The sequence below is a fragment of the Bradyrhizobium sp. JR4.1 genome (genome assembly GCF_040548605.1).
Lineage (GTDB): Bacteria > Pseudomonadota > Alphaproteobacteria > Rhizobiales > Xanthobacteraceae > Bradyrhizobium > Bradyrhizobium canariense.
In genome coordinates this window covers 34168-44423 of sequence record NZ_JBEPRY010000040.1, presented here as the reverse complement: position 1 = coordinate 44423, position 10256 = coordinate 34168, and the positions used below count along the sequence as shown (strand labels likewise).

Below are 10256 nucleotides of genomic sequence, written 5' to 3'. Positions count from 1 at the left end.
GGCCAAGCCACCTCCACGGGCCCCCCGCGCGCCCACTACCCCGCCCCCCGCTTTTGGGGGGGAGGGGGGGTAGGGGTTGGGCGCGAAGGGGCGCCCAAACGCGATCGGGGTGAGGGGCAGGGCACAGCATCGGCCCAAGCAATAGTCCATCCAACTTCACTCATCGAAGCACGCATAAAAAAGGCCCGCGCGAAGCGGGCCTTTCCAATTTGCACTGTCACGACAGCCTTACCGCAGATTGCCGCAGAAGCGCTGGATGCGCTTGCAGGCGTCTTCGAGGTCGGAGGTCTTGGTCGCGTAGGAGATACGGAACGCGGGGCCGAGGCCGAACGCCGAGCCCTGCACCACGGCGACACCTTCGGTCTCCAGCAGTTCGGTCACGAACGTCTCGTCATTGTCGATCACCTTGCCCGACGGCGCGGTCTTGCCGATGGTGCCGGCGCAGGACGGATAGACGTAGAAGGCGCCCTCGGGCCGCGGGCATTCGATGCCCTTGGCCTGGTTGAGCATGGAGACGACGAGGTCGCGGCGCTCCTTGAACACCTTGTTGTTGGCCGGGATGAAGTCCTGCGGACCGTTCAGCGCCTCGACCGCGGCCCATTGCGCAATGGACGACGGGTTCGAGGTCGACTGCGACTGGATCGTCGACATCGCCTTGATCAGCTGCGCCGGACCGCCGGCATAGCCGATGCGCCAGCCGGTCATGCAATAGGCCTTCGACACGCCGTTCACGGTGAGCGTGCGATCGTAGAGTTTCGGCTCGACCTGCGCGACCGTGGTGAACTGGAAATCGTCATAGACGAGATGCTCGTACATGTCGTCGGTCATGACCCAGACGTGAGGATGCTTCACCAGCACGTCGGTCAGCGCCTTCAACTCGGTCCTGGTGTAGGCAGCTCCCGTCGGGTTTGACGGCGAGCACAGGATCACCCATTTGGTCTTCGGCGTGATCGCGCGCTCGAGCGCCTCGGCCTGGAGCTTGAAGCCGGTCGCGGCGGTGCAGACCACCGGCACCGGCTCGCCGCCGGCGAGCGCCACCATCTCGGGATAGCTGACCCAGTACGGCGCGGGGATGATCACCTCGTCGCCCGGATTGATGGTTGCCATCAGCGCGTTGTAGAGCACCTGCTTGCCGCCGGTGCCGACGATGATCTGGTTCGCCTTGTAGACGACGCCGTTCTCGCGCTGAAACTTGGCGATGATGGCTTCCTTCAACTCGGGAATGCCGTCGACCGCGGTGTACTTGGTCTTGCCGGCTTCGATGGCGTGGATCGCGGCCAGCTTGATGTTCGCGGGCGTGTCGAAGTCGGGCTCGCCGGCACCTAAGCCGATGACGTTGCGGCCCGCCGCTTTCAGCGCACGTGCTTTATCCGTGACCGCGATGGTCGCGGACGGCTTCACACGGTCGAGCGCAGCGGCAAGGAAGGACATTGTCATCTCCTGACAAGCGTCGTGAACCCTTTGGCTTCACGACTCCGATTGTGGGAATGAGCCACCCTAAAACGAGTGCCGTTGCGCCGCAAGAAACTTCGGTCCGATCCCGCAAAAGTTTACGTATCTGGCGCGCATCAAGGCGTGACTTTCCGCAATTTTCCGCAACTTTGCCGGGCAAATCCCACATATCCGACAAGGCGTGTCCTCGGAGCAATTTTGCGCGCTTCAAGACGCCCATAAAGCTGACGGCAGTCCGGCGCTTGAGAGACCAGCGGCCGAGGCGATCACGACCTTCAACCCTCTCACACAAATGCGCCGAGCAATGCGGCCGCATTGACGCAAGCGTGAACTGAGTTGGATGGTCGCACGGAAATGATCTTCCGCCGCATTGCAATGCGGTAGGGTTTTCGAGTTTTTCTATTGGCCGGGTCTTGCGGCGGATTCGCATCGGCATCATTGTTTAGCCGCGTTGCGGGGCAACAAGCGCCGCGCCCTCCCGTCTTCCGGAATCACCCCTAGAATGTACAAGCTCTATTCGATGCAGCGCTCGGGCAACAGCTACAAGGTCCGCCTTGCGCTGGCGCTGCTGAACTTGCCTTACGAAGCGGTCGAGGTGGACATTCTGCGCGGCGAGAGCCGCACCCCGGACTTCCTGGCCAAGAACCCATCCGGTCAGGTGCCGCTGCTCGAGGTCGGCGACGATCGCTATCTCGCCGAGTCCAACGCCATTCTCTGGTATGTCGCCGTCGGCACGCCGCTCGCGCCGGAGAACCGCATCGATCGCGCCGACGCGCTGCAATGGATGTTCTTCGAGCAGCACGCGCTGGAGCCGAACATCGGCGCGGCCTATTTCTGGCTGTCGCTGGTGAGGGGCGGCCGCGACCTCCAGACTCATTCGCTGGAGGACTGGATGGAGCGCGGCTATGGCGCGCTCCAGGTGATGGAGAATCACCTCAAGACCAACGCCTATTTCGCCGCCCGCCAGCTCACGGTCGCCGACATCGCGCTGTACGGCTATACCCACCTCGCCGACCGCTGCGACTTCGACCTCTCGACCTTCCCGGCGATCCGGGACTGGCTGAAGCGCGTGGAAGCCGCCCCCGGCTTCGTCGCGATGGACTGGCGGCCGGCCGACATCGAGGACCCCGCCAGCATCGCCGCCGGCGCCTGAGGGGCGATCGCGCTCTGGCGAATAGCGGGCATAAGGGTCACCATTGCCGCAATCTCGCCATTTTCACCCGATTGGCCGCCGCAATATTGCCGATTGCAACAGTGAAATTGTTCGATGTCGCGGGTGATTCGCTCGCGCGTTGAAGGATTTAGACCATGATTCGGGCGTCCGGCACGGCGGGCTTTCAAGGCCAACCCGCAACCGTTTCGTCTTCCCGGCTGACCAACGCGGTCGCGGCCTCGCTCGCCGTCGCCGCGCTCTCGCTGTGCCTGATCGTCACCCTGACGGTGCTGTCGACCAAGGCGACCATGGCGATGGGCCTGCCGGTCTGATTCCCGCTTCATCCTGGACACGCCTTCAAGGCGAAGCGTCGCCCGCGCCGACCGGCATCGCGACAGGATTTCGATGAAATCACCTGTGGTCATCGTTGCAATCACCCTGACCGCGGCCATCCTGGTCGCGGCGTCACTGTTGATCTTCGTCGGCACGCGCAAGGGCCAGGGGACGTCGACGCTGAATGCGCCCGCGCTGCAACAACGTCTCAAGCACGCGCACTTGGTCTAAAATCATCCGAAAGCTTTGCGCATGAATCAAAGCGCACCTTAAGCACACCGCGCGAAACCGCATCGCACTGGCGCGATAATCAGTCAGTGTTGCCGCCTTACCGCGTTCAGGGAGGAGCGAGACAGGCCCATGCGGTTGGGATGGCGTGCGATCTCCGGTCCGGCGCTGACGGCAGCGACTTTGCTGCTGGCGATGTTTTTCGATCGCTTCGTCCCCACTCCCTCGCCCGCGCCGCTGCTCGTCTGCATCGTGGCGCTCGCCGGCGCGCTCTCGGGTCCCGCTTCCGCCGTCGCCAGCGCAGCCATCGCCGTCATCGGCGCGGCACTGCTGCTCCTCAGCCGACACGGCGTTGCAGGTCTTACCACCGCGGATATGATCCGGCTCGGCGTCCTGGCCGCGACGGCCGCGGGCACCGCAGCCATCACCGGCCTGATGCGCCAGCGGCTGCTCGGCACGTTTGCCGCCGAACGTCGGAGCCACGCCACCGCCGCGCGGCTGTCGGCCGCGCTCGACCAGGTCGATATCGGCATCGTGCTGCTCGATGCCGAGACGCGCGCCGAATTCATCAACCGCGCGTTCCGCGATTATTTTGCGGTGCCGGACGACATCGCCGACGACAAGCCGCCGTTCATCGCGCTGATGTATCATGGCCGCGACACCGGCGCGTTCGAATTGCCCGAGGACGAGCTCGGCACTTTCATCGCACAGCGCATGGAGATGGTGCGGATCGGCGATGCCACGCCGATCGACATCGCCTTGCGCAATGGCGCGGTGTTGCGCTTCGTCTGTGCTGCGCTGCCCGATGGCGGGCGCATGCTGAGCTACACGCCCGTGACCGACCTCGTGCGCCACACCGATGCGCCGTCCCGCGCCGACTACTACCGCTCACTGCGCGATCCCACAGGCCGCAAGCTGATCCGGTATCTGCGCGTCGCGGAGTGATGCGCGATTGATCAGCACGTCCCTCATCACGTATGAAGGACACCTCATCGATCGCGGGAATCCATATGTCGCTCACCATTCGCTCCGTCACGAGGCAGGACTACGAACAATGGCTGCCGTTGTGGGACGGCTACAACGCCTTCTACGGCCGCTCCGGTCCGACCGCGCTCTCGCCCGACATCACGCGCGCGACATGGCAGCGCTTTTTCGATGCCTATGAGCCGGTGCACGGATTGGTCGCCGAGAGCGACGGCCGCCTGCTCGGGATGACGAATTACCTGTTTCACCGCAGCACCACCGCGATCGAGCCGTCCTGCTATTTGCAGGACCTGTTCACGACCGAGGCCGCACGCGGCAAGGGTGTCGGCTCGGCGCTGATCCATGGCGTCTACGAGCGCGCAAAGCTCGTGGGATCGCCGCGCGTGTACTGGCAAACGCACGAGACCAACGTCACGGCGCAGCGCCTGTACGACAAGGTCGCCGACCGTTCCGGGTTCATCGTCTATCGCAAGATCTTCTGATCCTCGCGATCGCGACGCCTGTGGATAACTCTGCCTGTCACCCGCGCGTAACATAGCGGGACTAGGCTGCAGCTGCGTCTGGTCAGCCCCCCGTCACCGATCAAGCGCCCCAAAGCGGTCCCCGTCAGTCGCCGCGTCTGACAGGGGCCGCATTTTTTTGTCGGCAGTCGTTGTCCGCAGTTCCTTGTCAGCATGGCAGCAACGCGGCGCGCGGCTTGCTGCGGCGGCGTACCGCAGTCACAATAAGCCCCTGCCCATCTCCGACAGGGATCTCCCATGGAAATTCGTAATCTCGGCGCCTCCGGCCTGCGCGTGTCTGCGGTCGGGCTCGGCTGCAACAATTTCGGCCAGCGCACGGATTTGGAGACCTCGCGCAAGGTGATCCATCGCGCGCTCGATCTCGGCATCACGCTGTTCGACACCGCCGACATCTATGCCGGCATGGGCGGTTCGGAAACGGTGCTCGGCACCGTGCTTGGCGACCGCCGCAAGGAGATCGTGCTCGCCACCAAATTTTCCAAGCCGATGGCGACCGACGGAACCAAGCAGGGCGCTTCGCGCCGCTACATCATGAACGCAGTCGAGGCGAGCCTGACGCGGCTCAAGACCGACTACATCGATCTCTATCAGCAGCACGATTACGACCCGCTGACGCCGATGGAGGAGACGCTGCGCGCGCTCGACGATCTCGTCCGTCAGGGCAAGGTGCGCTACATCGGCAATTCCAACTTTCCGGCCTGGCGCATGGCGGAGGCCGAATTCACCGCGCGCGCGATGAATGTCAGCCGCTTCGTCTCCTGCCAGGACGAATACAGCGTGCTGGTGCGCGACATCGAGAAGGACCTGCTGCCGGCCGCACAAGAGTATAAGCTCGGCCTCTTGCCGTTCTTCCCGCTCGCAAGCGGCCTCCTCACCGGCAAGTACCAGCGCGGCGCGGCCGCCCCGACCGATACGCGATTCGGCAAGGTCCCGGCGTTGCGCGACCGCTATGTCACGCCGCGCAATGAGGACATCGTCGAGAAGCTCACGGCATTCGCGAAAGCGCGCGGGCACAGCATGCTCGAGCTCGCCTTCTCCTGGCTCGCCGCGCGCCCGCAAGTGTCGAGCGTGATTGCCGGCGCCACCCGCGTCGAGCAGGTCGAGGAGAACGTGAAGGCGATTGCCTGGAAGCTCAGTCCGGAGGAGATGGCGGAGATCGACAAGATCACGCTGGGCTGATCGTTACGGCGTGGCGCGCTACTTGGCGCCGCGCCCCACCGTCTGCATCACCTCGAAGCCCTCGAACTGGGGATGGCCGAGATAGGTCGGCTTGGTATCGCCGGCCCGCGCATGCGCGGCACGAAAAGCATCCGATTTGGTCCAGGCCTCGAACGCCGCATGGTTCGCCCACACCGTGTGCGAGGCGTACAGCGTGTGGTCCTCGAGCTCGGGGCCACGCAGCAGATGAAACTCGACGAAACCCGGCACCTTGTCCAAATGGGTATCGCGCGAAAGCCAGACCTGCTCGAAAGCGGCCTCGGAGCCCTTGGCGACGCGGAAGCGGTTCATGGCGATGTACATGGATGATGGTCTCCTGATGTTCGGCTGATCATGTCGTAATTCCGGGACGCGCCGCAAGGCGCCGGCCCGGAATCGCAGTCAGACAACCAGCCCCTTCATCGGCCGTGCTCCCGCACTGTCCGGAAACACCGTCTCGGCCAGCACGCGATCCGACAGGCCGAACTGGCCCTGCAGCACGCCCTTGATCACCGAACGCAAATCAGTGGTGGGCTTGAGATCGCGGGCCTCGAAGAGATTGGCGGGCTTGAGACCTGGCCAGTCGGCGACGACACGACCGCCCTTCACCGCGCCGCCGGCGAGCAGCGCGATCGTTCCCGTGCCGTGATCGGTGCCGTCGGTGCCGTTGATGCGCGCGGTGCGGCCGAATTCGGTCGCGACCACCACGACGGTGTCGCGCCAGCGTTCCCCTAAGCCGCTTTCGAATTCGGCGAGCGCGCCGTCGAGCCCGCCGAGCAGAAATGCGAGGCGACCGACCGGCCCGCCTTCATTGGCGTGCGTATCCCAGCCATCGAACGCGAGCGCCGCGATGCGCGGGCCGTCGTCCGACGCCATCAGTTTTGCGGCGCCACGCGCGACCTGGCGCATCTGCGCGACCGCATTGCCCGGCTTCGGCTTCATGTCGTCGCCGCTCGCGGCCTTTTCCAGCTGAAGGCCCTGCGACAGCACGGCCGCCAGCGCGGGATCGCGGTGACGATAGAGCTCGACCAGACGCATCGCGGTGTCGTCATCGGCTTGCGGCAGCGCCACCGGCGCCCAGCCGACGGTCGGCGCATTGCCGCGCAGCACCAGCGGCGTGGTTGGGCCGACGGCAAGAGCACTCGACACCCGCTCGCCGCGCGGCAGCGCCTCCAGCGCGCGGTTGAGCCAGCCGGATTGCACGCGACCCGGGCCGGCATAGCCGCTTTCGAGCACGTCCTGGCCGTCGAAATGCGAGCGGTCGCGATAGGGCGTCGCCACCGCGTGGATCACCGCGGCATGCTTGTCGCGATACATGCGTGCGAACTCAGGCATCGACGGATGCAGCGCGAAGAAAGCATCGAGCATGATGGCGGGATGGGCGCCGTCCGCCGTGAGCGCGATCGCCCCGTGCAGGCCGGCATAATCGGGATCGCCGACCGGCGCGACGGTCGAAAGACCATCGAGCGCGCCGCGCAGGATCACCACGATCAGCCTGGGATCGCGGCCGTCAGCCGCGCGTGCGAATTTCGGCAAGTACGCCCAGGCCGCGAACGAGGCGCCGCCGAGCAGGAGGCCGCGGCGCGAGGTGAGGAGCCGGTTCTCGACGCAGTCGATCATCATCATCTCCTCTGCATTTCCGGCGACATCAACAGCAGCGCCAGCGCCTGCTGCCGCGACTCCGCCCGTTCGATGGTGCGCCGCGTTTCGATCGAGGCCGCATCTGCGGCGGCAAATTCCAACAAATCGAGCGGATCGATGTTGGGCCCGAGCCGCGCGCCCATTTGCGCGGCGATGTCGAGGCGGAGCTTGATGCCTTCCGGCGCAGCCCACGCGGCGCTGGTGTCGGCGAAACCATTCGGGCCGGCCGGCGACCACAGCGGCTGGCCCAGCAGATTGAGGTTGTTGAGGTAGGCGCCGGGATCCTCCGGCACGCGCGCGAGCAACCGGCCGCTCGCGACCAGGAAATCATAGGGGCTGCGCATCTTCGTCAGCGGCGCCTTCCACGCCTCGTCGGAATCAACCAGTGCCGTTGCGAGCGCCTTGAGATCCCCGTCGGTCTTGATGAAGACATCGCGCAATCGCGCCACCAGCGCCAGCGGCGGATCGTCGGCGACGAAGTGGCGGACGAATTTGGTGGCGATGAAGTTCGCGGTCGAGGGATGGTGCGCAATGTCAGCGAGGGCGGCTTCGCCTTGCGCAAGGCCGGTCGGCTCGTAGGTCTTGCCGAGCAGCATTTGCGGCCCGGGCTGGTGCGCATTGACGTTGAACACGAACGAACCGGGCGCTCCCAGCTGTCCCTGCCGGCCGGCAAAGGTCCAGCCGGTGATGATGCGCGCGAGCGACGTCACGTCGTCCTGCGTGTAGCCGCCGCCGACGCCGAGCGTATGCAGCTCCATGATCTCGCGCGCGAGATTTTCGTTCAGCCCGCGCTTGCGGTTCTGGCCCGCGCGCGAGTCCGGTCCGAGCGATTGCTGGTTGTCGAGGAAGAACAGCATCGCCGGATGCTGCTCCACCGCTTTCAGCATGTCGGCGAAACGCCCGAGCACATGCGGCCTGATCGCCTCGCGCTCGAACGCGCCGGCCCATATTCGCGCCAGCTCGCCCTTGCTGGCGGAGATGCAGAAATGGTTGGACCAGAACATGACCAGACGTTCCGTGAAGCCGCACTCGACCAGGGTCGCGCGCTGCAACCGCGCCAACGCCTCGGCGCGAAAGGTCTTCTGGATCACGTTGAGCGGCTGCGGGGCGGGTTTTGCGGTAGCCGGCGCGGCCGCGTTGGGCTGCATGGTGTCCGGCTTCGCCATATCGTCCGCCGGCTTATTATCGGTCGGTTTGTTGTCAGTAGGCTTGGCCTCGGCCATCTGGCCGGCGATCTCGGTTGCCGCAACGTTCAGCGAGAGGTTGCGGCGCAGTCCGGGTTTCTGATCTGCCGGCGCTTGCGGCGGCGCTTCGGTCGGCGCGCCGGCTTTGGCGGCGGCCTCGCGCGCCTGCTTGACCTGATCCTGATAGGCAAACACCGCCTGCCCGAGCTGCGGCGTGGATTGCAGGCCCGGCGCCTCCAGCAGCACAGCGATAGGACGAGCCAGTTCCGCCTTCACAAAACCGCGAGGATCGGAGGCGGCGTTGATGAGATCGCCGGATGCGCCACCGCGAGCGCCGAAGCCGAAACGGTTGAGCGCGACGAGCGCGGCTTGGGAATCGCGGGCCATCGATGTGTCCTTCGCGCGTTGCCAACCGCTTTCCTGATACGTGCGCGAGGCGTAATATACCGCAGGGGGAGATGAACCCGACATGAAAATGACAGCACGGCTTTTGCGCAAATCATGACAAATCCGCAAGACATTCCAGTGCAGGAACCGCGCCGCCTCGCCTGCTCCCGCTGCGGCGCCGAATTCGGCTGCGACCTGTCGGGCACCTGTTGGTGCGCGGAAGAAACGGCGCGGCTGCCGATGCCGGTCAAGGGCGAGGATTGTTTGTGCCGGGCGTGCTTGCGCGAGGCGGCGGAGGCAACGTAATCCTCCGCGTCGTCCTGGCGAAAGCCAGGACCCATTACCCCACGGAGTTGTTTGGCGAAGACTCGTCGTTCGGAACGTCTACCGAACGCCATCGACAGATTCCGCGGTATGGGTCCTGGCTTTCGCCAGGACGACGCTGAGGAGAGACAGCTCGCGACAACTACACCGCGTGCCCCGGCGATCTCCGAGCCATTCCATCAAACCCATCCAGCAGCTTTTCGCGCCAGGCGTAGACCGGGTCGTCCGCTTCCAGCAGCTTGAACGGGCTGGTCACGCGCGCCCACTGAAAACCACCGAACACGATGTAGTCGGCATAGTTCGGTGCGGCGCCGCCGATGAAGGGCTGCTTCTTCAGGGCCTGCCGCATCGGCTCGAGCGATTTGCGGAAGGCGACCACGCCGGCATCGCGGCCCGACATCACCTCTTCCAGACTCTTGCCGAAACGCGCCTCGCGCGACTGGCGGAAATAGGCGGCGTCCACCGCGTCCAGATTCTTCGGAATGTCGGCGATGATCAATGGAAAGATGCCGCCGACGATGGCGATGTCGCCCCAGGCATTGAGCATGCGCGCCATGGCGCGGCCGCCCTCGCCGCCGAACAGCGACGGACGGTCCGGAAAATGATCCTCAAGATAATTCGCGATCGTCCAGGAATCGACCACCGGCTGGTCGTGATGCAGCAGCACCGGAACCTTCTCCGAGCCGTGCGGCGCGATCGCGCTCTTCTCGGTGAAGCGCCAGGGCAGCGTTTCCGCCGAAAGGCCCTTGTGCACCAGCGCCATCCGCGTGCGCCAGCAGAACGGGCTGAACGGTCGCGAGGGATCGGTGCCGACGAGTTCGAACACTTTGAGCGACATGAAAGTGGTCTCCC

General features: G+C 65.1%; 12 protein-coding genes. 7 read left to right on the top strand and 5 right to left on the bottom strand.

What is annotated here, in order from left to right; all coding sequences use genetic code 11:
• Positions 1 to 228 precede the first annotated feature (228 nt).
• Positions 229 to 1431, bottom strand: coding sequence for a pyridoxal phosphate-dependent aminotransferase (locus ABIB90_RS38905; protein WP_007596745.1), 1203 nt, complete (start codon positions 1429 to 1431; stop codon positions 229 to 231).
• Between the two features lie 523 nt (positions 1432 to 1954).
• Between ABIB90_RS38905 and ABIB90_RS38900 the strand changes: the two genes are divergently transcribed.
• From ABIB90_RS38900 to ABIB90_RS38875, 6 genes are all read left to right on the top strand, one after another.
• Complete coding sequence (locus ABIB90_RS38900; protein ID WP_007596746.1) at positions 1955 to 2605, top strand: glutathione S-transferase family protein; 651 nt, start codon at positions 1955 to 1957, stop codon at positions 2603 to 2605.
• Positions 2606 to 2760: 155 nt separating this feature from the next.
• A complete protein-coding gene (locus ABIB90_RS38895) occupies positions 2761 to 2937 on the top strand; it encodes a hypothetical protein (RefSeq protein WP_007596747.1) in 177 nt (58 codons plus the stop codon).
• Between the two features lie 73 nt (positions 2938 to 3010).
• Complete coding sequence (locus ABIB90_RS38890; RefSeq protein WP_007596748.1) at positions 3011 to 3169, top strand: hypothetical protein; 159 nt, start codon at positions 3011 to 3013, stop codon at positions 3167 to 3169.
• A 129-nt stretch (positions 3170 to 3298) separates the two neighbouring features.
• Positions 3299 to 4111, top strand: coding sequence for a PAS-domain containing protein (locus ABIB90_RS38885; protein WP_354169283.1), 813 nt, complete (start codon positions 3299 to 3301; stop codon positions 4109 to 4111).
• A 65-nt stretch (positions 4112 to 4176) separates the two neighbouring features.
• A complete protein-coding gene (locus tag ABIB90_RS38880; protein WP_354202677.1) occupies positions 4177 to 4632 on the top strand; it encodes a GNAT family N-acetyltransferase in 456 nt (151 codons plus the stop codon).
• A gap of 276 nt (positions 4633 to 4908) precedes the next feature.
• On the top strand, positions 4909 to 5850 hold the full coding sequence (locus ABIB90_RS38875) for an aldo/keto reductase (RefSeq protein WP_354202676.1): 942 nt from the start codon (positions 4909 to 4911) through the stop codon (positions 5848 to 5850).
• An 18-nt stretch (positions 5851 to 5868) separates the two neighbouring features.
• Here the strand turns inward: ABIB90_RS38875 and hmuQ are convergent, their stop codons facing one another.
• The 3 genes from hmuQ to ABIB90_RS38860 form a co-directional block, all read right to left on the bottom strand.
• Positions 5869 to 6192 (bottom strand): heme-degrading protein HmuQ, encoded by a 324-nt coding sequence (hmuQ, locus tag ABIB90_RS38870; RefSeq protein ID WP_007596764.1) that lies wholly within the window; start codon positions 6190 to 6192, stop codon positions 5869 to 5871.
• A gap of 78 nt (positions 6193 to 6270) precedes the next feature.
• Positions 6271 to 7488: a DUF1501 domain-containing protein gene (locus ABIB90_RS38865; protein WP_354202678.1), complete on the bottom strand. Its 1218-nt coding sequence runs from the start codon at positions 7486 to 7488 to the stop codon at positions 6271 to 6273.
• Between the two features lie 2 nt (positions 7489 to 7490).
• On the bottom strand, positions 7491 to 9080 hold the full coding sequence (locus ABIB90_RS38860) for a DUF1800 domain-containing protein (protein WP_354202675.1): 1590 nt from the start codon (positions 9078 to 9080) through the stop codon (positions 7491 to 7493).
• Positions 9081 to 9194: 114 nt separating this feature from the next.
• Between ABIB90_RS38860 and ABIB90_RS38855 the strand changes: the two genes are divergently transcribed.
• The gene (locus ABIB90_RS38855) at positions 9195 to 9386 is read left to right on the top strand and encodes a cysteine-rich CWC family protein (RefSeq protein ID WP_007596767.1); all 192 of its coding nucleotides are present in this window, start codon (positions 9195 to 9197) and stop codon (positions 9384 to 9386) included.
• A gap of 160 nt (positions 9387 to 9546) precedes the next feature.
• Here the strand turns inward: ABIB90_RS38855 and ABIB90_RS38850 are convergent, their stop codons facing one another.
• On the bottom strand, positions 9547 to 10242 hold the full coding sequence (locus tag ABIB90_RS38850; protein ID WP_354202673.1) for a glutathione S-transferase family protein: 696 nt from the start codon (positions 10240 to 10242) through the stop codon (positions 9547 to 9549).
• Between the last annotated feature and the right edge of the window lie 14 nt (positions 10243 to 10256).

Bases quoted from the DNA above. Each gene is read 5' to 3' on its own strand.
- ABIB90_RS38890 (WP_007596748.1), top strand. From the start codon at position 3,011: ATGAAATCACCTGTGGTCATCGTTGCAATCACCCTGACCGCGGCCATC.
- hmuQ (WP_007596764.1), bottom strand. From the start codon at position 6,192: ATGTACATCGCCATGAACCGCTTCCGCGTCGCCAAGGGCTCCGAGGCC.
- ABIB90_RS38880 (WP_354202677.1), top strand. From the start codon at position 4,177: ATGTCGCTCACCATTCGCTCCGTCACGAGGCAGGACTACGAACAATGG.
- ABIB90_RS38865 (WP_354202678.1), bottom strand. From the start codon at position 7,488: ATGATCGACTGCGTCGAGAACCGGCTCCTCACCTCGCGCCGCGGCCTC.
- ABIB90_RS38895 (WP_007596747.1), top strand. From the start codon at position 2,761: ATGATTCGGGCGTCCGGCACGGCGGGCTTTCAAGGCCAACCCGCAACC.
- ABIB90_RS38885 (WP_354169283.1), top strand. From the start codon at position 3,299: ATGCGGTTGGGATGGCGTGCGATCTCCGGTCCGGCGCTGACGGCAGCG.
- ABIB90_RS38875 (WP_354202676.1), top strand. From the start codon at position 4,909: ATGGAAATTCGTAATCTCGGCGCCTCCGGCCTGCGCGTGTCTGCGGTC.
- ABIB90_RS38850 (WP_354202673.1), bottom strand. From the start codon at position 10,242: ATGTCGCTCAAAGTGTTCGAACTCGTCGGCACCGATCCCTCGCGACCG.
- ABIB90_RS38900 (WP_007596746.1), top strand. From the start codon at position 1,955: ATGTACAAGCTCTATTCGATGCAGCGCTCGGGCAACAGCTACAAGGTC.
- ABIB90_RS38855 (WP_007596767.1), top strand. From the start codon at position 9,195: ATGACAAATCCGCAAGACATTCCAGTGCAGGAACCGCGCCGCCTCGCC.
- ABIB90_RS38860 (WP_354202675.1), bottom strand. From the start codon at position 9,080: ATGGCCCGCGATTCCCAAGCCGCGCTCGTCGCGCTCAACCGTTTCGGC.
- ABIB90_RS38905 (WP_007596745.1), bottom strand. From the start codon at position 1,431: ATGTCCTTCCTTGCCGCTGCGCTCGACCGTGTGAAGCCGTCCGCGACC.